20 protein-coding genes and 1 pseudogene are annotated in these 21,774 nt (G+C 64.8%); 14 read left to right on the top strand and 7 right to left on the bottom strand.

Annotation, left to right across the window (positions count from 1 at the left end):
• Positions 1-2: 2 nt before the first annotated feature.
• From BMG03_RS15530 to BMG03_RS21390, 3 genes and pseudogenes are all read left to right on the top strand, one after another.
• Positions 3-2,093, top strand: a complete 2,091-nt coding sequence (locus tag BMG03_RS15530) for an FAD-dependent oxidoreductase (protein ID WP_075774242.1) — start codon at positions 3-5, stop codon at positions 2,091-2,093.
• Positions 2,090-3,034, top strand: coding sequence for a sugar kinase (locus tag BMG03_RS15525; protein WP_075774243.1), 945 nt, complete (start codon positions 2,090-2,092; stop codon positions 3,032-3,034). The genes BMG03_RS15530 and BMG03_RS15525 overlap by 4 nt, the downstream gene beginning before the upstream one ends.
• A gap of 397 nt (positions 3,035-3,431) precedes the next feature.
• A pseudogene (locus BMG03_RS21390) lies at positions 3,432-3,512 on the top strand (ATP-binding protein); the annotation flags it as partial.
• A gap of 53 nt (positions 3,513-3,565) precedes the next feature.
• On the opposite strand, the gene BMG03_RS15515 reads toward BMG03_RS21390, so the two are convergent.
• The gene (locus BMG03_RS15515; protein ID WP_075774244.1) at positions 3,566-4,261 is read right to left on the bottom strand and encodes a helix-turn-helix transcriptional regulator; all 696 of its coding nucleotides are present in this window, start codon (positions 4,259-4,261) and stop codon (positions 3,566-3,568) included.
• Positions 4,262-4,347: 86 nt separating this feature from the next.
• Here BMG03_RS15515 and BMG03_RS15510 point away from each other — a divergent pair, with 86 nt between their 5' ends.
• Positions 4,348-5,952 (top strand): FAD-dependent monooxygenase, encoded by a 1,605-nt coding sequence (locus tag BMG03_RS15510; RefSeq protein WP_075774245.1) that lies wholly within the window; start codon positions 4,348-4,350, stop codon positions 5,950-5,952.
• Positions 5,949-6,128 (top strand): hypothetical protein, encoded by a 180-nt coding sequence (locus BMG03_RS15505; protein WP_075774246.1) that lies wholly within the window; start codon positions 5,949-5,951, stop codon positions 6,126-6,128. The genes BMG03_RS15510 and BMG03_RS15505 overlap by 4 nt, the downstream gene beginning before the upstream one ends.
• A 104-nt stretch (positions 6,129-6,232) precedes the next feature.
• Here the strand turns inward: BMG03_RS15505 and BMG03_RS15500 are convergent, their stop codons facing one another.
• The 5 genes from BMG03_RS15500 to BMG03_RS15480 are packed head-to-tail and all read right to left on the bottom strand — an operon-like array spanning position 6,233 to position 12,054.
• Entirely contained in the window at positions 6,233-7,465 is a 1,233-nt protein-coding gene (locus BMG03_RS15500; RefSeq protein ID WP_075774247.1) for a Tm-1-like ATP-binding domain-containing protein, read from the bottom strand.
• 10 nt (positions 7,466-7,475) lie between these two features.
• Positions 7,476-8,960: an aldehyde dehydrogenase gene (locus tag BMG03_RS15495; RefSeq protein WP_075774248.1), complete on the bottom strand. Its 1,485-nt coding sequence runs from the start codon at positions 8,958-8,960 to the stop codon at positions 7,476-7,478.
• Between the two features lie 3 nt (positions 8,961-8,963).
• Positions 8,964-10,487, bottom strand: a complete 1,524-nt coding sequence (locus BMG03_RS15490; protein WP_075774249.1) for a tripartite tricarboxylate transporter permease — start codon at positions 10,485-10,487, stop codon at positions 8,964-8,966.
• A gap of 12 nt (positions 10,488-10,499) precedes the next feature.
• Positions 10,500-11,111, bottom strand: coding sequence for a tripartite tricarboxylate transporter TctB family protein (locus BMG03_RS15485; protein ID WP_077701290.1), 612 nt, complete (start codon positions 11,109-11,111; stop codon positions 10,500-10,502).
• Entirely contained in the window at positions 11,101-12,054 is a 954-nt protein-coding gene (locus BMG03_RS15480) for a tripartite tricarboxylate transporter substrate binding protein (RefSeq protein ID WP_075774250.1), read from the bottom strand. Before BMG03_RS15480 ends, BMG03_RS15485 begins: the two co-directional genes overlap by 11 nt.
• Positions 12,055-12,066: 12 nt before the next feature.
• On the opposite strand from BMG03_RS15480, the gene BMG03_RS15475 reads away from it, so the two are divergent.
• Genes BMG03_RS15475 through BMG03_RS15465 form a run of 3 tightly spaced genes read left to right on the top strand, consistent with a single transcriptional unit; the run spans position 12,067 to position 14,973 of the window.
• Positions 12,067-12,969: an IclR family transcriptional regulator gene (locus tag BMG03_RS15475; RefSeq protein WP_233242983.1), complete on the top strand. Its 903-nt coding sequence runs from the start codon at positions 12,067-12,069 to the stop codon at positions 12,967-12,969.
• Positions 12,962-13,609, top strand: coding sequence for an HAD-IA family hydrolase (locus tag BMG03_RS15470; protein WP_075774252.1), 648 nt, complete (start codon positions 12,962-12,964; stop codon positions 13,607-13,609). The genes BMG03_RS15475 and BMG03_RS15470 overlap by 8 nt, the downstream gene beginning before the upstream one ends.
• 11 nt (positions 13,610-13,620) lie before the next feature.
• A complete protein-coding gene (locus tag BMG03_RS15465) occupies positions 13,621-14,973 on the top strand; it encodes an aminotransferase class III-fold pyridoxal phosphate-dependent enzyme (RefSeq protein ID WP_075774253.1) in 1,353 nt (450 codons plus the stop codon).
• Between the two features lie 136 nt (positions 14,974-15,109).
• Here the strand turns inward: BMG03_RS15465 and hpaR are convergent, their stop codons facing one another.
• Positions 15,110-15,592 carry a homoprotocatechuate degradation operon regulator HpaR gene (gene hpaR, locus BMG03_RS15460; protein ID WP_075774254.1) on the bottom strand — a complete coding sequence of 161 codons (483 nt, stop codon included), beginning with the start codon at positions 15,590-15,592 and terminating at the stop codon, positions 15,110-15,112.
• A gap of 104 nt (positions 15,593-15,696) precedes the next feature.
• Here hpaR and BMG03_RS15455 point away from each other — a divergent pair, with 104 nt between their 5' ends.
• Genes BMG03_RS15455 through hpaH form a run of 6 tightly spaced genes read left to right on the top strand, consistent with a single transcriptional unit; the run spans position 15,697 to position 21,761 of the window.
• Positions 15,697-16,095, top strand: coding sequence for a 5-carboxymethyl-2-hydroxymuconate Delta-isomerase (locus BMG03_RS15455; protein ID WP_075774255.1), 399 nt, complete (start codon positions 15,697-15,699; stop codon positions 16,093-16,095).
• Positions 16,095-17,603: a 5-carboxymethyl-2-hydroxymuconate semialdehyde dehydrogenase gene (gene hpaE / locus BMG03_RS15450; protein ID WP_075774256.1), complete on the top strand. Its 1,509-nt coding sequence runs from the start codon at positions 16,095-16,097 to the stop codon at positions 17,601-17,603. Before BMG03_RS15455 ends, hpaE begins: the two co-directional genes overlap by 1 nt.
• A gap of 54 nt (positions 17,604-17,657) precedes the next feature.
• Complete coding sequence (gene hpaD / locus BMG03_RS15445) at positions 17,658-18,638, top strand: 3,4-dihydroxyphenylacetate 2,3-dioxygenase (protein WP_075774257.1); 981 nt, start codon at positions 17,658-17,660, stop codon at positions 18,636-18,638.
• Between the two features lie 38 nt (positions 18,639-18,676).
• Positions 18,677-20,089, top strand: a complete 1,413-nt coding sequence (locus BMG03_RS15440) for a pyridoxal phosphate-dependent decarboxylase family protein (RefSeq protein ID WP_075774258.1) — start codon at positions 18,677-18,679, stop codon at positions 20,087-20,089.
• Positions 20,086-20,967, top strand: coding sequence for a fumarylacetoacetate hydrolase family protein (locus BMG03_RS15435; protein WP_077701289.1), 882 nt, complete (start codon positions 20,086-20,088; stop codon positions 20,965-20,967). The genes BMG03_RS15440 and BMG03_RS15435 overlap by 4 nt, the downstream gene beginning before the upstream one ends.
• Positions 20,961-21,761, top strand: a complete 801-nt coding sequence (hpaH, locus tag BMG03_RS15430; RefSeq protein WP_075774259.1) for a 2-oxo-hept-4-ene-1,7-dioate hydratase — start codon at positions 20,961-20,963, stop codon at positions 21,759-21,761. Before BMG03_RS15435 ends, hpaH begins: the two co-directional genes overlap by 7 nt.
• Positions 21,762-21,774: the final 13 nt, after the last annotated feature.

Raw genomic sequence — 21,774 nt, 5'->3', positions numbered from 1 at the left:
ACATGGACAGTGCAATCCCTCAGGAAATCCTCGACGCCCTGACCGATATCGAGATGCCGCGGCTGCGGGCCGACGAGGCGGTCCCGGAGATGCTCGAGATCGCGGGCCTCTCCCTTCCGGTCTATCGCACCGGCTGCCTCGTGGTCGGCAGCGGGGCCGCGGGTCTTCGCGCCGCCGTCGAACTCAAGCGACGCGGCGGCGAGGTCATCGTCGCGAGCCAGAGCGCGTGGGGCGGAACCTCCGCATGCTCGGGCTCCGACAAGCAGACACTGCACACCGCGAATACCGCCGATCACGGCGATGATTTCCAGGCGATGGCGCGGGCGATCCGGGCTGGCGGCGCGATGGACGAGGACACGGCCTATATCGAGGCGGTCGGCTCGCCGCGCATGATGGCCTCGTTGCAATATCTCGGCCTGCCGCTGCCGCAGGACCGGTTCGGCGCGACGCTGCGCTACAAGACCGACCATGACGAAACCGGGCGCGCGACAAGCTGCGGCCCCCGAACCTCGCGGCTGATGGTCAAGGTGCTGGCGGAAGAGGCGCTGCGGCTCGACGTGCCGATCTTCAACCACACGACGGTCGTGCAACTGCTCACCGAAGGGGAGGGGGATGACCGCCGGGTCACCGGCGCGCTGGCCTTCCGCAAAGCCGACCGCAGCGCCGCCAACCCCTACGGTCTCGTGCTGTTTGCCGCGCCGAATGCCGTGCTCGCGGCGGGCGGGCCGGGCGAGCTTTATCGCGATAGCGTCTATCCCAATGGCTGTTTCGGAACGCTGGGTCTCGCGCTCGAAGCGGGGATCGAACTGGTGAACCTCACCGAGAGCCAGTTCGGCATCGGCACGCGCCGCGAGGGGTTCCCTTGGAACCTTTCGGGGACTTACGTGCAGTCCCTGCCGCATATCTATTCGGTCGATGCCGAAGGGCGCGAGCATCATTTCCTCGCGCGGTACTATCGCACCACGCAAGAACTGGCCTCCAACGTCTTCCGCAAGGGCTATCAGTGGCCGTTCCACGCGACGCGGATGCTGGATTTCGCGTCGAGCCTCGTCGATCTGGCGATTTGGCGCGAGAGCGCCGCGGGGCGGCGGGTCTTCATGGATTTCAACCGCAATCCGCTTCCGGTGCCCGGAGATCAGCCTTTCGATCTTACCCGCCTCGACGAAGACGTGCGGACTTATCTCGGCACCGCCGGGGCGGATCAGGAGCTACCGATCGACCGGCTGCGCCACATGAACCCGCTCGCGATCGAACTGTACCGCCGCTACAAGGTGGACATCGCCGCCGCGCCGCTCGAATTCGCGGTAAACAACCAGCATATGAACGGCGGGATCGCGGTCGATCCCTGGGGGCGCTCCAACCTGCGCGGTGTCTATGCCGCGGGCGAGGCGGCGGGCACGCATGGCGTGACGCGTCCGGGTGGATCGGCCCTCAATGCCGGTCAGGTCTTCGGCACCCGGGTGGGCGAGCATATCGGCGCGAGCCGCACGGCCCATGCGCCGGAGACTGTCGGATCGGAGGCCCTCATTTCGGCTGTGACGGATCTGCTTGCACGGTTGAACACGGACAGCGCACATTCCGTGAAGTCGGTCCGCGACGAAGTTCAGGCCCGGATGAGCGACCATGCCGGGGTGATCTGCAATGGCGCGGACGTCGCCGATGCGCTTGCAGCGGCGCGCGAGTTGAACCGGAAGTTGCGCGCCGACGGCATCGCCCCGGAGCGGTCGGGCGACGGCGCGCGCGCGATCCAGTGGCAGCAGATGGCACTCGCCTCCGAAGCCGTCCTTGCCGCGCTCGACCAGTATATCTCGCAAGGCGGTGGCAGCCGCGGCGCGCGCGCGATCTGCTCTGACGACGGGGAGGCGATCCCGATGGCGCGCGATACGGATCTGGCTGCGTTCCGTTTCAAGACAGAGCGGGAGATCGACAAGCAGACGCAAATCCTGGTCCGTCTGGAGGGGGAGGAGTTGAAGATCGCCACCCGCAAAAACCGAAGCTTCGACGAGAGTGCGCGTGCCTTCTTCGAGCGCGACTGGCCCGATTGGTTGACCGGCCGCATCTTTGACCTCGACGCGAAAGGCCTGCGCGAATGACAGAGACTCCTAAGAAAATGCTCGCCATCGGGGAGGCGATGCTTGAGCTCGCTCCGGTCGAGGGCGGCACGTTTCGGCTCGGCTATGCGGGCGACACGTTCAACACCCTCTGGCATGCGGCGCAACTCCTTGGGCCGCGTGCCCGGGCGGGCTTTGTGACGCGGATCGGAGAGGACAGGCTTTCCGACCGTTTCCTCGCCGAGATGGCGGCCGACGGGCTGGAACTCGCCGGCGTCCAGCGCGACCCCGAGCGCGAGATGGGGCTCTACATGATTGAGCTCGAGGGGACGGAGCGAAGTTTCCACTACTGGCGTCAGCACTCGGCAGCCCGTCGTCTCGCGGATGATCCTGATCTGCTTGACCAGGCTCTGTCCAGCGCAAATTTCGTCCATGTGTCGGGGATCACCCTGGCCATCCTCTCGCCCGAAGCGCGGGACACCCTGTTCGATGCAGTCGCCAATGCGCGCGAGGCGGGCGCGCGTATCTCCTTCGATCCGAACTACCGACCGCGGCTCTGGGCCTCGCCGTCGGAGGCGCGCGATACGATCACGCGCATGCTCGCCCATACCGATATCGCGTTGCCCAGTTTTGACGACGAGGCAGCGCTCTGGGGTGATGCGAACCCGGAACTGACTTTGGAGCGTCTCCGCAGACATGGGCTCGCGGAGATCGCCGTGAAGGATGGCGCGCGTCCGGTCTGGCATTTGGCCGAAGGCCATACCGGTCGCTGCGACACGCCGGTTCTGACGGAGCTGCGCGACACGACCGGCGCGGGCGATGCTTTCAATGCGGGCTACCTCGCCGCCCGCCTCCTCGGGCATCCGGTTGAAGACGCGATCGGCTGGGGGCAGTCGGTCGGCGGAGCCGTTCTGGGCGAGCCGGGCGCGCGTTTGAGCAAGGCATCAGCGCGCACCCTCGCGGCATCACTCGCGGGCCTGTGACGGTTCGTCCGGTGGGCTCCGGTCAGGTGGATGATGTTGTTTCCGTCCGGCGGCCTATCCGTGAATCCGGCTGAATGGTCGGGAATAAATATCCCGGCTGCATGGTAGCTGCATCGCGCGCGAGGGTCACGGCGCGCACGGCCGCGAGTCGAGCCCCCTATTTCTGCGACCGACCCGAAGGCTGAGCACCTCGATGGCGCCGCTGCCTTGTGAGGCGGAGGCTGTCTCCCGCGACGCAACGCTCGAGCTTTGGTCCTCCCGGGAGTATGCGTCACCTGCGGTCCAAGCGACAGCGCTCGGTGTCGAATTCTTCCTAGGTGATCTCGCCTCGGTTGACCGAAAATGCCCGGAACGATGAGCCACACCGCGGGCTTGCTTGAGTGGCTTCGATTTCCTGATCCCCGACGAGCTTGGCTACCTGCCATTCGCTCCGACCGGCGGACCGCTTTTATTTCACCGCATCAGCCAGCTCTACGAGTGAACGTAGATCATCGTGACGACGAACCTAAACTTCGGCCGAGATTGTCGCTCCTATCCCGCGCAAATTGCGAACAGGCCGGCGCGGGAGGAAATGCCCAGCTTGCCATAAGCGCGCTTGCGGTAGGTGATCACGCTGGAGGGGGCGATGCCGAGCTCTGCCGCGATGGCCTCTGATTTGCGGCCAGAGAGGATGCCGAGGCAGACGGCGCGCTCGCGGTCGCTGAGCACCGTGAGCGGGGCCGGGACACCGGTGTCGAGGGCGTGCTCGAAATGCAGCAGGGCGAGCCGCGCGGCCAGGCGGGCGAGGTCCGGATCGCAGACGTCGCCCTCCGCCTTGACCGCATAGAAGCTGACGAAGAGGCGTAATGTCTCGCCTACGGCGAGCACCGTCGTTTTCGCCTTGAGGCCCGGTGCGTCGAAGAACCGCTCGCGGTAGCCGTCGTCCATCTCCGAGGCCACGCCCTCCAGACGGTGCAGCTGAACGCTCCCCGAAGCCGCTGTTTCCAGGGCGGGAAGCAGGGGATCGCGTCGGAACCCGCCCGCGATATAGGCCGCCGCCAGTTCTCCGGCGAGCGCCGCATTGGCGAAGTGACGCGACAGCAGGCAGCGTGCCGCCCCTGTCTCGATCGCGAAGATCATCAGCTGATCGACACCCAGCGTCTCGACGAAATCCGCGAAAACCGGCGCGAACGCGTCGGCGCCGAGCGTCTCGAGGCAGGCATCGATCATGCGGGCGGTGGAGGACATGGGCCTTCATAGCATGTCCCCCGACAAAGGGGACAGACAGCGTGCGTCGCGATTGACTATCACCGGGCCAAAGGGAGGACTGAAGCATGAGACCAGACGGGCGCGGCGAGACGGAGTCGCTCTATTTCGACTACCCGCATTTCGAACCGCCGAGTGATCGCGCTGGCCTCACGCGCCGGGCACGGGTCGCCATCGTCGGCGCGGGGCCGGTGGGGATGACGGCGGCGCTCGCCCTGGCAAAGGAGGGCATCGCCTCTGTGCTCTTCGACGCGAAGGCCAGCTTCAACGACGGCAGCCGTGCGATCTGCGTGGCACGGCAGAGTTTCTACATTCTCGACCGGATCGGTGCGGTTGCGCCGTTTCTCGAAAAGGCGCTCGGATGGACCACGGGGCGCAGCTTCTACCGTGGGCGGCAAATCCTCGAATTCGACATGCCCGAGAGCCCGCGCGAGAAATATCGCCCGATGTACAATATCCAGCAGCAGTTCATCGAGCAGTATCTCTGGGAGACGATCGAGCGGGAGCCGCTGATCGAGGCACGCTGGCAAAGTGAAGTGACAGGGATCGAGGATACCTCGGACGGTGTCACCCTCACCGTGCGCGACCCTAAGGGGGGGTACGACATGGCCGCCGACTGGGTTCTCGCCGCCGATGGGGCGCGCAGCCCGACCCGCAAGATGCGCGGGCTGCGCCTGAAAGGCGAGAATTACGAGGGTCGCTATGTGATCGCCGACGTCCAGATGAACCATGACTATCCGACCATCCGGCGGGCGCTGTTCGACCCAGATTGTCGACGCGGCGGCACCGTGCTGGTCCACAAACAACCCGACAATATCTGGCGTATCGACTATCAACTGCGGGACGACGAAAGCACCGAGACCGCCATGGCCGAGGGTGAGGTACGGCGCTCCGTCACCGCCGTGCTCTCCGATCTCGGCCATGACGGCGCATGGGAGCTGGAATGGTGGAGCGTCTATTCCGCCAACACGCTGGCCCTGGACGACTACCGCGACGGCCGGGTGTTCTTCATCGGGGACAGCGCGCATATCGTGCCGATCTTCGGCGTGCGCGGGCTCAATAACGGGCTGGCGGATGCGCAGAACATCGCCTGGAAGCTGGCGCGGGTGATCGCTGGGCGCGCGCCCGAGGGCCTGCTCGACAGCTACACGCCCGAACGGCGCGGGGCGACGCTGGATGTCTTCGCCAATGCGTCGAAATCGGCCCGTTTCATGACGCCGCCCACCGAGGGTTGGCGGCTGATGCGCGACGCGGCGCTCAGCCTCGCGCTGACGCATCCCTTTGCCGGCGAGCTGGCAAATCCGCGGCAGATGACGCCCTACACCTATGCCGACAGTCCGATCGTGCTGCCCGACGAGAGCGGTTTCGAGGGTGGTCCCGTGCCCGGTGCGGCTTTGCCGGAAGCGCGGGTGGGTGACGGGTTCCTGTCCGACCTTCTGGGCCCGGGGTTCAACCTGTTGACCTTCGATCCGGAGCTCGAGGGTCTCGCGAAGGACGATCTTACCATCGTGGTCCTTCAGGCAAAGACCGAGGCGGAAAGCGCGCTTGGCACTGGTCCGGGCGTGACGTATCTCGTCCGCCCCGACGGCCACGTCGCTGCGCGCTGGCGCGAGGCCTCGCCGGAGGCCGTTCGCGCGGCGCTGCACCGGTCCATCGGAGGAGATGAGCCATGACACCCGAACAGCTCGAAACCATCTACGAGGCGCTCGCGACACAGCTGGACGCGATACCCCAACCACAGCGCGAACTGTTCCTGGCGAAGCTGGTCCTGTTGCAGGCGCACGAGGCAGCCGATCCCGACACGACGCTGCGCCACATCGCGGAAGCAGAAAGGGATCTCGACGACTGAGGCGGGCCTATGCGGCGAGGATGGTTCGACCTACGCTTTGCGGAGGCCGAGGAGATCGCGCCGTCGCTCTCCGAATGGGCCGGTTGCTGCCGGGCCGATGTCGCTTAGCCCTTGATCACCCCGTCCTCGCGCCATGCATCGAAGATCGCGAGCGCGGTTGCGGCGAAGTCGGGGTCGTTGATATGCGCGTCCACCTCGTGCAGCGCGACGGTGTCGGGCGCACAGGCGCGGATTTCCTCGAAGAAGCCCGCAAGCCCCTCGGAGTCGTGCAGATCAAGACCGGGACGGTCCAGCTCGTGCACCCCGCCCAAGGGCAGCAGCAGCGCGGTCGGTCCCTTTGCCCCAGCCAATTTCTCGCAATGCGCACGCGCCACGGCTCTGCGCTCCGCATGATCGAGCACGACCGAGGTCAGCAGCCGGTTATGCGCATGGCTCGGATGTTCGGCCCATTTGTCGGGCAGGGGCTGCCATCCGATCATGTCGACGAGGTCGTGACAGGCAGGGGCGACGATCTGCGGCGTGCCCGATGCGCCTGCGTTGGTCATCCGGTCGCCGCCTGCGCTGATCGCGGAGCCATGCAGATGGTTGCCGATTTCCTGCGTCGCGAAGTCGAAGACGCAGGCGAAGGCGCCCTGTGCCGCGAGGCTCTCGAAGGCACGCCCGCCCATGCCGGTGGCGTGGAACACCGCGACCTCGTAGCCGCGCGCTTCCAGCTCGGGTTTCAGAGTCACCATGTATTTCAGGAAGGATTTCCCGAAGGATGTCATCCCGATCAGCGGTTTCGACCGGTCGGGCCGTTCCACCGCGCGGGCCGCGCCCAGAACCGCGCCCGCCGCCTGGCTGAGCGAGGCTTTGCAGATCGAGTTCAGCCCGTAAAGCCCGCCCGCCCAGAGGATCATCTGCACATCCGCCGCGATCCGTTCGGGCGGCAGCAGCGGCGAAAAGGAGACCGTCGAGACGATGTATTTCGGCACCCCGATCGGCAGCGCCGCACATAGGTCGAGCGCCAGATCGGTGCCCATCGTTCCGCCCAGCACAACCATTCCGTCGAAGACGCCATCGGCGTGGAGTTGAGCGACCAGCGTCGCGCCCCCGCGCGCCATGATCTGCATCGCCCGGTTTTCGTCGCCGCTCGCAATTGCGGCCTCGATAGAGGAGCCGCCCGCTTCGGCCACCTGATGCTTGCTGTATTCGACCGGGGTCGAGGGGTCGCCCAGCACCGAGACATCCATGCGCAGGACACGCCCGCCCTGTGCCTCGATCACCTCGCGAAGATAGGTCAGTTCATCGTCCTTGGTGTCGTAAGTGCCGACAACGAGAATGGTACGATCGGTCATAGGCGCCCCCTCACAGTTTGATCCAAGCGGTTTTCAGATCGAGATATTTGTCGAACGCATGCAGAGACTTGTCATGCCCGTTGCCCGATTGCTTGACGCCGCCCAAGGGCACTGTCAGGTCGGATCCGCCATAGGTGTTCACATGCACGAGCCCCGCGTGGATGCCCCGGATCATCCGGTGCGCGCGGCTCAGATCTGCGGTCCAGACGGCCGCGGCGAGCCCGTAATCGGTGCCGTTGGCGATTTGCAGGGCCTCTTCCTCGGTATCGAATGGGATAACCGCCAGAACCGGGCCGAAGACTTCGCGCTGCGCGATCGAATCTTCGGGGGCGACCCCGGTGACTATCGTGGGCTCCATGAAGAAGCCGCCGGTTTCCTCGCGGATGCGCTTGCCGCCGAAGACCTGACGCCCCGCGGCCTCGGCCTCGCTGACGAAGCGCAGGTTCTGCTCCAGCTGGCGGGCGGAGTTCACCGCCCCGGCCTGCGTCGCGGGATCGAGCGGGTCGCCCACCTGCATCGTCTCGGTAAAGGCGCGCAGCTTCTCGACGAACGCGTCATGGATCGACCGCTCGACCAGCAGTCGCGATCCGGCGATGCAGACTTGCCCCGAATTGCGGAAGATGCCGTTGGCGGCGACCTTCACCGCCGTGTCCAGATCGGGCGCGTCGGCAAAGACGATATTGGGGGACTTGCCGCCCAACTCCAGATAGACGCGCTTGAGGTTCGACTTCGCGGCATTTTCCAGCAGACGCCGACCGACCGGGGCGGAGCCGGTGAAAACCATCACGTCGATCTCCATCGACAGTGCCATCGCTTCGCCGACCACCGCGCCTTCGCCCAGTACGACGTTGAAGACGCCCGGGGGTATCCCGGCCTCGAGCGCCAGATCGGCGACCCGGCGCAGCGTGAGCGACGCGGTCTCGGCCGGTTTCAGCACGACCGTATTGCCCGCCGCCAGCGCCGGACCCAGTTTCCATGCGCCAATCATCAGCGGGAAATTCCACGGCACGATCGCGCCGACCACGCCGACGGGTTCGCGATGCACCAGCCCCAGCGCGTCGGGCGCGGTGGGGGCGATCTCGCCATAGATCTTGTCGATCGCCTCGGCATAGTAGCGGATCGTCGCGGCAGCCGAGAACGGTTCGGCCTTCAGCGCCATGCCGATCTCGGTGCCATTGTCGCGCACACCCAGAACGGCGAGTTCGAGCGCGTTCGCCTCGATCAGGGCGGCCCATTTCAACATCACCGCCTTGCGCGCGCCCGGGGCGAGCCCTGACCAGCGCCCGTCGTCGAAAGCCGCCCGCGCACTGGCAATTGCCGCTTCGGCATCGGCAGCCGTGCCGCGCGCCAGCGTGGTGAGTTCCTTCCCGTCGAGCGGGGAGATCACCGGCAGGGTGCCACCGTCGGAGGCGGGCTGCGCCGCACCCTCGATCAGATGCAGAGCAGGGGGAACGTCGGCGCTGCGCAGCGCGGCGATCTTGTCGGTGTCGAGCATTGCTTACCTCGTGAAACTGTCGTGCATGTCGTGGTCGTGCGCGCCCTCTGGCTCGCGGTTCTGGCGCTCGCGGTAGAGGCTCGCGAAATGGGCGATCAGAAGCCCGCAGATCGCCAGACCAAGGATCGCCGCGATCGGGCGGTCGAAGAAGTCGATCGGCACGTGCACCCGGGCCATCGACGACCGCAGCTTGGTCTCCATGATGCCGCCCAGAACCATGCCCAGAACTATCGGCACGATCGGCAGGTTTTGCCGTTTCAGGATCAGGCCGAGGACGCCAAACGCCGCAGCAATCGCGCAGTCCACGATCGAATTGCGCAACGAATAGACGCCCACGAAGCTGAGCACGAGGATCATCATGCCGAGGAAACGCGTCGGGATCTGGATGATCTTGAGCAGCCAGTTCGACGAGACGAGCATGAACAGCACCACGATGATGTTGAGCAGGATCATCGCGATATAGAGCGCGTAGACGAAATCGAGCTTGTTCTGGAACAGCTGCGGGCCGGGGATCACGTTATGGACGTAGAAGACCGACAGCATCATCGCGGTCAGGGCCTCACCGGGAATGCCAAGCGCCAGAAGCGGGATCATTGCCGCGGCAGGCACTGCGTTATTTGCGGCCTCCGAGGCGATCAGGCCTTCAGGGCTGCCCTTGCCGAATTCCTCGGGCGTCTTCGAGGTCTTCTGCGCGTAGGTGTAAGATAGAAACTGCGCGGTAAACTCGCCGACGCCGGGGATCATCCCCATCATCACGCCGCAACTCGCGGCAAACCCCGCCACCCGCTTGTGGCGCAGCACACCCATCATCGCGCGTCCCATCGAGCCTTCGATGCGTTGCGCATGCGGTGCGGATTCCGGCTCAATCAGCAGCAGGAACGCCTGGCTCAGCGCGAACAGTCCGAGGACCACCACGATCAGGTCGAAGCCCGAGTTGAGGAAGTCGAAACCAAAGGTGAAGCGCATCGTGTATTTGACGGGCTCCAGACCTACGGTCTGCAGAAATATCCCGAAGGCCGCCAGCATGCCGGCCGCGAAAGTCTGGCCGCGATGGGCGAGGATCACCAGGACGATGCCCAGCAGCGCGGCCAGGAAAATCTCGCGCGAGCCGAACATCGGCGCGATCTTCGCCAGCACCGGCGAGAGCAGGATCAGAGCGATGATCGAGGCGATGCCACCGAAGAACGAGGCACCATAGGCGAGGCCGAGCGCGCGCAGCGCTTCGCCCTTCTTCGTCATCGGGTGGCCGTCATAGGTGGTCAATGCGTTGACTGCCGTGCCGGGCGTGTTGATCAGGATCGCGGGAAGCGAGCCGCCAAACATCGACGAGCCGTAGATGCCCAGCAGCATGGTCAAGCCGACCAGCGGCGGCATTGCGAAGGTCGCGGGCAGCAGGATGGCGATCGCGACGGCAGGGCCGACACCGGGGATCGCACCGATGACCACCCCGCCGATTGAGCCGATCAAGAGAGCGACCATAACGTCGAGGCGCATCAGCATCTGTGCGCCGGAAAGCAGCATGTCCATGAGGGACGCTCCTTAGAAGTAGGTCATCAGAATTGCGCGGAAGGGCGCAGGCGCGGCCTCGTAGATCATTCCGGCAGGAATTTTTACTTGCAGGAAGCTTTTGAAAAGCACCACGACGACAACGGAAAACAGCACGGAGACCAGCATCCAGCGCCAGCCGCGATAGCCAAGGCGCAGCGTCATCATGCAACTGAACAGGATCGTGGCGAGCAGGTAGCCGATGAGCGGCACCAGCGCGACATAGACCATGAACCACACGGCATATTCGAGCGAGCGCAGCCATTGCGCGACTTCGCGCCAGCGCCCGGGAATGCGCTCCGAGACGAACGAGCCGAGCAGGTGAAACATGCTGAACACGACCATCGCGAAGATCGAGACCATCGGCCAGAATGCGGGCTGTGCGTAGGTCTTGGTGCGCTTGACCCATTCGGTCTGCCAGGGCAGGGCGATCAGCAATCCGATCGAGAGTGCGAAGAACAGCACGGCGAAGGCCATGTCTCCGGGACGGCGATAGCGTTTGAACAGATCTTCCAGGTTCTTGGTGCGGATCGCCCGGACCGAGCGGGCACCCGCGCGCTGTGGTTCCTTGCGCGCGGGACCCGAGGAGGACGGCTCATTCGCCATTGATGAGACCGTCGATCGTGCCGAGGGTTTCACTGTCATGCGCGATGCGCTGCTGCGCGGTCGCCGCATCCTGCCAGTAGACCAGCGCACCGGTCTGATCGGCCAGTTCCTTGGCCTTGTCCGAACTCATGACCTTTTCGGCGACGGCGGCGATCTTCTGGCGCACGTCTTCGGGGGTGCCTTTCTTGACGAAGAGGCCATCCCACAGCGCCAGGTCGAGATCCGGTTCCAGCTCGCCGACGGTCGGCGTGTCGGGCGTCAGCGGAATGCGCTTCTCTCCGATCGAGGCCATCACGTTCACATCGTCGAGGCAGGGCAGGATCAGTTGCAGCGTCGTGTTGATCACGTCCGCATCGCCCGAAGCCAGCGTGTTGCAGTCCAGCGCGTCGAACGCAGCCTCGGAGCCGAAATCGAACCCCTTCTTCTTTGCGAGCGCGAAGGTCACCTGCGTCGGGATCAGGAAGGAACCGAAATGCCCCAGGGCGACATCGTGGTCCTTGGCGTAGCTCGCGAGTTCATCGATCGTCGCGTAAGGCGCGTCCTTGGAGGCCGCGATGACGAACGGGTAGGTCAGGAAGATGCCCACCGGCTCGAACGGATCGGGGCTGAGCGCGGGGATGCCGACCGAAGGGCCGACCACCGGCACGTCGATCACGAAAGAACCGATCGTGTAGCCATCGGCGGGCGCCTGCGCGACTTCGGCCGCTCCGGGGAAGGGACCGCCACCGCCGCCGGGCTTGTTCACCACGGCAGCGGGAACGCCATAGGTCTTCTGGAACTCGTCCGCGATCATCCGGGTCAGCACGTCTTCCAGATCGCCCGGCGGGAACGGAACGACGAATTCGACGGGTTTCTCTGGATACTCGGCCTGCGCGGGCAGGCCCGCGGCAAGCGGGAGGCCGAGGGCGAGCGCCCCTGCCAGCAGCTTGAAGGTCGACGTCATGAAGCTCTCCTGTTGAGTGGTTTATTATTTGAACCGTTGGTAGCAAATATTCTTGCATCGGGTTTTCTTTTCTGTCAACGTTTCAGTTGCAACGAACGGAAATTTTACGGGAGGCTGCCAAAGGGCTCGATGGGAACGATCAAAAAGGCATTGGAATTGCTGGATTATATTTCCACTCAGCGTCCCGAGATCGGGCTCGGCGAGTATGTTCGCCTCACGCAGCGCGATAAGGCCACCGTGCACCGCCATCTCGTCGAACTGGCCGAATGCGGCTTTCTGGAACAGAACCCGGAGACGCGTCGCTATCGGCTGGGCCCCGCGATTCTGCGTCTCTATGGCGTGCGCGAAGCGAATATGCCGCTGCGGTCGGTATTGCGTCCTTTCATCGAAGAGATGGCGCAGGAGGTCGGCGAGCTGGTCCATGTCTCTCTGTTGCAAGGCCAGCAGCTGTCGCCGGTCGTGCATCACGATCCGCGCCTGCACGGGACGCAGGTCGCGTTCGACGAGTCGCAGCTTCTGCCCCTGCACGCGACCGCCTCTGGTTTGGTGATGCTCTGCTTCGGCGGAGACGATCTACGGGCGCGGGTTCTGGATGCGCCGCTCGAGAGCTTCACCGCCCAGACCGTCGTCGATCCCGATAGTCTGCGCGAAAAGCTGGCGGAATGCCGTGCCAATGGCAGCGTCTGGGTGGAGAAGGGCTTCGACGACGAGGTTTCCTCCCTCGCGGGGCCGATTTTCGGGCTCGGTGGCGCGGTGATAGGCGCGGTTTCGATCGCGGTCCCTTCGTCGCGCGCGGTGGGCGACAAACGCGCAGCCATGGTGGAGGCGCTGCGAAAATGGGTGCCCCGCCTGTCCGAACTCATGGGCGGTTCGCTTCCTGCGGATTATCAACAACGCGAGGTATCGCATGGCTGAGCGCGCGCTCGTGCTCGACTTCGGTGGCGTGATCTCACGCACGCTTTTCGAAACGCATGATCTGACCGAGGCTGCGTTGGGGCTCGCTTCGGGAAGCTTGAATTGGCGCGGTCCGTTCGAGCCTCAGACCGACCCGCTCTGGCGCGCGATGCAGGCAGATGAAATCTCGGAGCGCGACTATTGGCGCCAGCGCACGCAGGAGGTGGCGGCTCTGGTCGGATGCGACTGGAGCGACATGTCCGACTTCGTGCGCGCGGCGCGCGGGGCGAGCCCTGCCGACGTGATCCGCCCGGAATTCCTCGCGGCGATCGACAAGGCCGAGGCTGCAGGGTGCCGCCTCGCTATCCTGTCCAACGAGCTCGACCTGTTCTACGGCGCCGACTTCCGCAAGAAGCTGCCCTTCCTGCGCCGGTTCGATGCTGTGATCGACGCGACTTACACCAAGATTCTGAAACCCGATCCGCGCGCCTATCAAGGTGTGCTCGACGCGCTCGGCCTTCCGGCCGAAGCCTGCGTTTTCGTCGATGACCAGCTGCGCAACATTCGCGGCGCCGAGGCTGTCGGCATGATCCCCGTTCACTTCGACGTGCAATCTCCCGCCCAGGGCTACGCCACCGCGCTGCGCCTGTTGGGCCTATGATGAGGACCGACATGAAAGACGAGAATTTCCTGAAAGAGCGTAACGCCCGTTCGATCTGGCACCCGATGGCGCACCCTGCGGATAGCCAGAAGAACCTGCCCGAGATCATCGTCGCCGGCGACGGTGTGACGATCACCGATGTCGATGGCCACAAGGCGGTCGACGGCGTGGGCGGGCTGTGGAACGTCAATCTCGGGTTCTCGTGCCAGCCGGTGAAGGACGCCATTGCCGCGCAGCTCGACCGTCTGCCCTATTACTCGATCTTTCGCGGCACCACGAATGACGCGGTGATCGAACTGGGGGAGATGCTCGCCGAATTCTTTGCCCCCGACGGGCTGGAGCGCGCCTTCTACACTTCGGGCGGTTCGGATTCGGTCGAGATCGCGCTGCGTCTGGCGCGGCAATATCACAAGGTGCGCGGCGAGGCGGGGCGGGTGAAATACCTCTCGCTCAAGAAGGGCTATCACGGCACCCATACGTTGGGCGCGAGCGTCAACGGCAACGCCAATTTCCGAACCCAGTACGAACCGCTGATGCCGGGCTGCTACCACATCCCGGCACCCTATACTTATCGCAACCCCTTCAACGAGACAGATCCCGAGAAGCTGGCCCAGCTTTGCCTCGCCGCGCTGGAAGACGAGATCAAGTTCCAGGGCGCGGAGACGATCGCCGCGATGATCATGGAGCCGATCCTGGGCGCAGGCGGTGTGATCGTTCCCCACGAAAGCTTCATGCCCGGCGTGCGCGCGATCTGTGACAAATACGGCATTCTACTGATCGCCGACGAGGTCATCACCGCCTTCGGTCGCACTGGCGCATGGTCGGGTTCGCGGCTCTGGGGCGTTCAGCCGGACATGATGACCACCGCCAAGGCGATCACCAACGGCTATTTCCCCTTCGGCGCCGTGATGATCTCGGGCCGCGTCGCGGAAGTCTTCGAATCCGACACCAGCGGCAAGGCGGCGATCGGGTCGGGCTACACCTATTCGGGCCATCCGGTCGGCGCGGCGGCGGCTATCGCCTGCCTGAAGGAAACGCAGGCGCTCAACGTCAAGGACAACGCGGCAGCCCGTGGAACGCAGCTTCACGAAGGGCTCTTGGCGCTTCAGGAGAAACACGACATCGTGGGCGATGTGCGGGGCGGGCGTGGCTTGATGTGCGCGCTGGAGCTGGTTTCGGACCGCGCGACCAAGGCGCCGATCGACAAGGCCAGCATCGCCAAGGTCCACCGCGGTGCCTACGAAACGGGCGCAATGGTTCGGGTGTCGGGCAACAACGTGATCCTGTCGCCCTCGTTGATCGTGACCGAAGGCAATATTGCGACGATCCTCAACGCCCTCGATGCGGGTCTCGCGGCGGTCTGATCGCAGAACGCCCGGTCGGCTGCTTTGGGCCGGGCGATTTCAATTCATCGCATTCACCGCTTGACGCGGGGTTTCCTCGGGATGCGCCGCGGCACTGGAGGGCGGGATCGCGAAGCGCGCGCCAATCCGGGCTGTTTCACGCGCGCTCGTCATGTTCCAGCGCGGCGACGAAAGCTTCAAGCTCATCGAGAAGCCGGGTGATCCGCTCTGCGCCGATTTCGGCCTCGAGCTTGGCATAGATCTCGGCGCTTTGCGGCGAGACGTCACGAAGGAAGGCGGTGCCGGCCTCGCTCAGGCCGACGCGGGCCCGTCTTCGGTCTTCGCCGTCGCGGCGGATTTCGATCAATCCACGAGTCTCGAGCGCGCGCAGCATCCGGGTCAGCGAAGGGGCCAGCACGCAGGCACGTTCGGCCAGCATCGTGGCGTCGAGCGGTCCGCTCTCGCGCAGCACCCGCAACACGCGCCATTGCTGCTCAGTCACGTCATGCGCGTTGAGCATCGGGCGGAACCGCTCCATCACCAATTCCCGCGCCCGCAGCAGGGCGATCGGCAAGGAGCGACGCGGGGCGTTCAACTCGAACCCGTCGGGCCGCTGTCGGGGGGCGCTGTCTTGGGGCATCGAAACCTCGTTCCTGTCAGGTGGCGCGCAAAATCGGTGGGTTTGGAGCAGTTGACAAGTCTGGATAAGCTTAACATGTTAATGAAAAGCACGGGAGGAGAATCGTGCCGCATCTCAAGATCGAATATTCCGCAGGGCTGGCGGAGCGCGTCGATATGTCGGCGGTCTGCCATGCGCTGCATGCCGCGATGGTCGAATGTGGTCTGTTCCCGGTGGCCGGAATCCGAGTGCGCGCCTTCCGCGCCGATCATGCGGTCGTGGCCGACGGATTGCCGGAGAATGACTTCGCCGCGCTGACGCTTTCGGTGGGGGCAGGGCGGGACACGGCGACCTTGCGCGCGGGGGGCGATGCGATTTTTGCCGCCGCCCAGACCGCGCTTGCCGGTCCGCTGGCCACCGAACATTTCGCGCTCTCGCTCGAAATCCGGGTGATCGATCCGGAGCTGAGCTGGAAGCAGACACCGATCCACGCCCGCCTGTCGGGCCAAGCCAAGGGTAAGTGATGACCGATCTGACGGAAAACCTGCGCCGTGCCGAAGGCTATATCGCGCATTTCGCGCAAACCGGCGTGCGCAATCACATCGGAGGCGAAAGCGTCGCGGCCGCATCTGGTGCCACGTTCGACACGCTGTCGCCCGTCGATCTGAAGCCGCTGGCAAAGGTCGCGAAAGGCGGGGTCGAGGATATTGACCGCGCGGTCGCCGCTGCGAAAGAGGCGTTCAAGACCTGGAGCAAGATGCCCGGGACCGACCGCCGCAAGCTCCTGATCAAAGTCGCCGAGGCGATCGAGGCGAATGCCGAGCGCATCGCCTTTACCGAATGCCTCGACACCGGACAGGCGCTGCGCTTCATGTCGAAAGCGGCACTGCGTGGTGCGGCCAATTTCCGGTTCTTTGCGGACAAAGCACCGGCGGCCGAGGATGGTCAGGCTCTGCGCAACGCGACGCAGATGAACGTGACCTCGCGCCGCCCGATCGGCCCCGTGGGCGTCATCACCCCGTGGAACACGCCCTTCATGCTATCCACCTGGAAGATCGCCCCCGCGCTGGCAGCTGGCTGCACGGTGGTGCACAAGCCTGCCGAATTTTCGCCGATGACCGCCAAGCTGCTGGTCGAGATCGCCGAGGAGGCCGGGCTGCCGAGAGGGGTTCTGAACCTCGTTAACGGCTACGGCGAGGATGCGGGCAAGCGGCTGACCGAACATCCCGACATCAAGGCGATTGCCTTTGTGGGCGAAAGCCGCACCGGTTCGATGATCATGGCGCAGGGCGCGGCGACGCTGAAGCGCGTGCATTTCGAGCTCGGCGGGAAGAACCCCGTGATCGTGTTCGACGATGCTGACATCGACCGCGCCGTCGATGCCGCGAGCTTTATGATCTACTCTCTCAACGGCGAACGCTGCACCTCGTCCTCTCGGCTTCTGGTGCAGGAGAACATCTACGACGAGGTCTGCACGCGCGTCGCCAAGGTGGCGGCGAATATCAAGGTCGGCCATCCGCTCGACCCTGAAACGGTGGTCGGCCCGCTGATCCATCCCGAGCATGAGGCCAAGGTGCTGTCCTATTTCGAGACCGCGCGCAAGGAAGGCGCGACGATCGCGACCGGCGGCAAGAAAGTTGGAGATCAGGGCTGCTACGTCGCGCCCACGCTGTTCACGCAAGCCCGCAACGACATGACCATCGCGCAGGAGGAAATCTTCGGCCCGGTGCTGACCGCGATCCCCTTCGCCGACGAGGATGAGGCGCTCGCCTTGGCCAATGACGTCGATTACGGGTTGGCCGCCTATCTGTGGACTGCCGATCTGGATCGCGCCATGCGGATGACCGACGCGCTGGAAGCGGGCATGATTTGGGTGAACTCGGAGAACGTGCGCCATCTGCCCAGCCCGTTCGGCGGTGTGAAGGCTAGCGGTATCGGCCGCGATGGCGGCGACTGGTCCTTCGATTTCTACATGGAGACGGTCAACGTTTCCTTCCCGCGTCAGGCACATCGCGTGCCACGCCTCGGCTAACGACAGAGGGCGGTCGGAGGAGGCCGCCCCGATCTTTCCTCAAGGGAGCGAGACATGCCCATTCCGGCCCCGAACCTGTATCCACCGTTCAACATCATCCGTCTCAGCCATGTCGTCTTCGGCGTGACCGATCTGGCCGCCAGCCGCGCCTTCTATGTCGATACGCTTGGGCTTCAGGTGACCGACGAGGACGATCGTCATATCTTCCTGCGTGCGATGGAAGAGCGCGGGCATCACTCGGTCGTGCTGGTCAAGACTCCCGAGGCCAATGTGCGCTCGCTCGCATTCAAGCTGTTCGACGAGGGCGAGCTGGACAAGGCGCATGACTGGTTCGAGGCCGAGGGTCATTCGGTCGAATGGGTCGAGCGCCCTTATCAAGGCCGCACCCTGCGCACCCATGACTGTTTCGGCATGCCGATCGAGTTCTATTTCCGGATGGACCGGCTGGAGCCGATCCACCAGAAATACGCGCTCTATCACGGCGTCAAACCGCTCCGGATCGACCATTTCAACTGCTTTGCCAGCGATGTCGACAAGGCGGTCGAGTTTTACAATCGCATCGGTTTCCGCGTCACCGAATATACCGAGGACGAAGAGAGCGGGCGGCTTTGGGCGGCATGGACCCATCGCAAGGGCGGGGTGCATGACATCGCCTTCACGAATGGGCTTGGCCCGCGTTTGCATCACACCGCGTTCTGGGTGCCGACGCCGCTCAACATCATCGATCTGCTCGACCTGATGTCGACCACCGGCTATGTCGCCAATATCGAGCGCGGACCGGGCCGCCACGGCATTTCGAACGCGTTCTTCCTGTATATCCTCGATCCCGATGGTCACCGGATCGAGATCTACTGCTCGGATTATCAGACCGTCGATCCCGATCTCGAGGCGATCCGCTGGGATCTGAAGGACCCGCAGCGTCAGACGCTGTGGGGGGCGCCCGCTCCGCGCTCGTGGTTCGAGCATGGCTCGCGGTTTCAGGATGTCGAGCCGGTCGCCAGCGACATGAAGGCCACTCCGATCATCGCGCCGTGAGCGGGCCCCGTACACGAGACCCTTGCAGGAGAGACAGGATGGATGCTCAGGATTTCGAGACATGGTCGCGGCGCGCGGCGGAATGGGGCGTTAAATATCGCGAAACACTCGATGCCCGCCCGGTGCGCGCGCGCACGACGCCCGGCGAGATCTACCGCGCGATCCCGCCCAGGCCGCCCGAGAACGGCTGCGAAATGGAGCGGATCTTTGACGAGTTCGAGAGCCTGATCGAGCCGGGCATGACCCATTGGCAGCATCCGCGCTTCTTCGCTTACTTTCCCAGCAATGCCGCCCCTGTCTCGGTGATGGCGGAATATCTGGTCACCGCTATGGCCGCGCAATGCATGCTGTGGCAGACCTCTCCGGCCGCGACCGAGCTGGAAACCCGGATGATGGAATGGCTGCGCGACGCGCTGGGGCTGCCCGAGGCGTTCTCGGGCGTCATTCAGGACAGCGCCTCGTCCGCGACGCTGGCGGCGGTCTTGATGATGCGCGAGCGTACGTTGGGCTGGCAGGGAAATCGCGCGGGGCTCAGTCAAGCGCTACGCCTGCGGATCTATTGCTCGGATCAGGTGCATTCCTCCATCGATCGGGCGATCTGGATCGCGGGGATCGGGCAGGACAACCTTGTGAAACTGCCCGCCGATCTGCGTAGTGGCGCGCTCCCGCCCGAAGCGCTGGAGGCGGCGATCCGCGCTGATCTGGCGGCCGGGTATCAGCCCGCCGGGGTAATCGGCTGCGTCGGGGCGACCAGCACCGGGGCCTGCGACGATATTGGCGAGCTGGTTGCGGTCGCGCATGCCCATGATCTGTTGATCCATGTCGATGCGGCCTGGGCGGGTTCCGCAATGATCTGTCCCGAGTTCCGCACGCTTTGGGCCGGGATCGAGGGTGCGGATTCCGTCGTCTTCAATCCGCATAAATGGTTGGGCGCGTCTTTCGACTGCTCGGCCCATTTCATTCGCGACCCCGAGATGCTGGTGCGCACGCTGGCGATCCAGCCCGAGTATCTCAAGACCCATGGTCGCGATGGGGTCGTCAACTATTCCGAATGGTCCGTCCCCCTGGGGCGCCGTTTCCGCGCGCTCAAGCTGTGGTTCCTGCTGCGCTTTCACGGGCTTGAGGGGCTGCGCGCGATGATCCGCGATCACGTTCGCTGGGCGGGGATGCTGCATGACCGGCTGGCTGCAACCCCGGGCGTTGAGATCGTGACCGCCCCGGTGCTGTCGCTGTTCTCGTTTCGCCGCGCGGGCGCATCGGACGACGATACGATCTCGCATCTGAGCGCGATCAACGATGACGGGCGCATCTACCTTACCCAAACGCGGGTCGGCAGCCAGCTTGCGATCCGCTTCCAGGCCGGGTCCTTCGCGATGCGCGAAGCCGATATCGACATCGCCTACAGCGCCATTCTCGATGGCCTGGGACTTTCACAGGAGGGAATGTCATGACGCTGACACTGCCGCGCATCGCGGCGTTTCGCACCGTTGGCACGGATCGCTACGGCGTGGTGCAGGATGGCGGCATCGTCGATCTGACGCCGGAGTTCGGCGCGCGGTTCGCGACCCTGCAGCAGGTCGTCGAGGCCGGCGCGCTGGAAGAGGTGATCGCGGCGGCGGAGGGCCGCGCGCCTGATTACCGCGCCGACGAGGTCGAGTTCCTGATCCCGATGGCCGCGCCTGAAAAGCTGATCTGCATCGGGGTGAACTTTCCCGACCGCAACGCGGAATACAAGGACGGGCAGGCCGCGCCGCCTTATCCCTCGATGTTCATCCGCTTCCCGCGCAGCTTCACCGGGCATGGCCAGCCGCTGATCCGTCCGCCGGAAAGCTCGCAACTCGATTACGAGGGCGAGGTGGCGATCGTGATCGGCAAGGCGGGTCGCCGGATCGCGAAGGAAGACGCCTACGATCACATCGCCGCGCTGACCCTGTGCAACGAGGGCACGATCCGCGACTGGGTGCGCCATGCGAAATTCAACGTGACCCAGGGCAAGAACTGGGACCGCTCCGGCGCGATGGGCCCGTGGCTGGTGCCGTTCCGCGAGGCCGCGCAACTGGACGACATCGAGCTAACCACCCGCGTCAATGGCGAGATCAGGCAAAAAGACCGCACAGGCCGGATGATCTTCGATTTCCGCTATATCGTGAATTACGTGTCCACCTTCACGACGCTGGCGCCAGGCGACGTGATCGTGTGTGGCACGCCGACCGGGGCGGGAGCGCGGTTCGATCCGCCGATCTGGCTGCAACCGGGCGACGTGATCGAGGTCGAGGCCGAAGGCATCGGCTTGTTGCGCAACTCCGTCGCGGATGAGCCAACATGCTGAGCCCCGATCAGATCGCGCAGGCCGCCGACGAGTTGCTGGCCGCCGAAGAGGCGCGCAGACAGATCGGGCTGCTGAGCCTGCGCCATCCGGAGATGACGCTTGACGACGCCTATGCGATCCAGTCGGCGCAGATGGCGCGCAAGCTTGCGGCGGGGCGGTCGATCCTTGGCTGGAAGATCGGTTTGACCTCAAAGGTGATGCAAGCCGCGCTGAAGATCGAGACGCCGGATTCGGGCGTGCTATATGACGATATGCTGTTCGCCAATGGCGCAAACGTGCCCGCGGGCCGTTTCATCCAGCCGCGGATCGAGGCCGAGATCGCCTTCGTGATGAAAGCGCCGCTCGATGCCACGGCGGATCGCGCTGCGGTGCTGGCGGCGACCGATTACGTGGCCCCGTCGCTGGAGATCCTCGACACCCGCATTCTGCGCGCCGATCCCGCGACCGGGCAGGCGCGTGTGATTGTCGATACCGTGTCGGACAACGCGGCGAATGCGGGGATCGTGCTAGGCGAGGCGCGCCACGATCCGGCCAAGGTCGATCTGCGCTGGACCGGTGCGATCCTGCGCAAGGATGGCGAGGTCGAAACGACCGGGCTAGGCGCGGCGGTGCTGGACGATCCGGTGCAGGGTCTGGTCTGGCTCGCGCGGCGAATGGGCCAATACGGCCAGCGGATCGAGGCGGGGCAGGTGATCCTGTCGGGCTCGTTCATCGCGCCGATCGAGTGCCCGCCCGGGACCCGGATCGAGGCCGATTTCGGCACCTTCGGGAACGTCGCTATTGCCTTCGACTGAGACGGCACGTCAT

It is taken from the genome of Thioclava nitratireducens, assembly GCF_001940525.2.
GTDB lineage: Bacteria > Pseudomonadota > Alphaproteobacteria > Rhodobacterales > Rhodobacteraceae > Thioclava > Thioclava nitratireducens.
The sequence above is the reverse complement of the archived record's forward strand: the minus strand, read 5'-3'. Positions and strand labels throughout refer to the sequence as shown.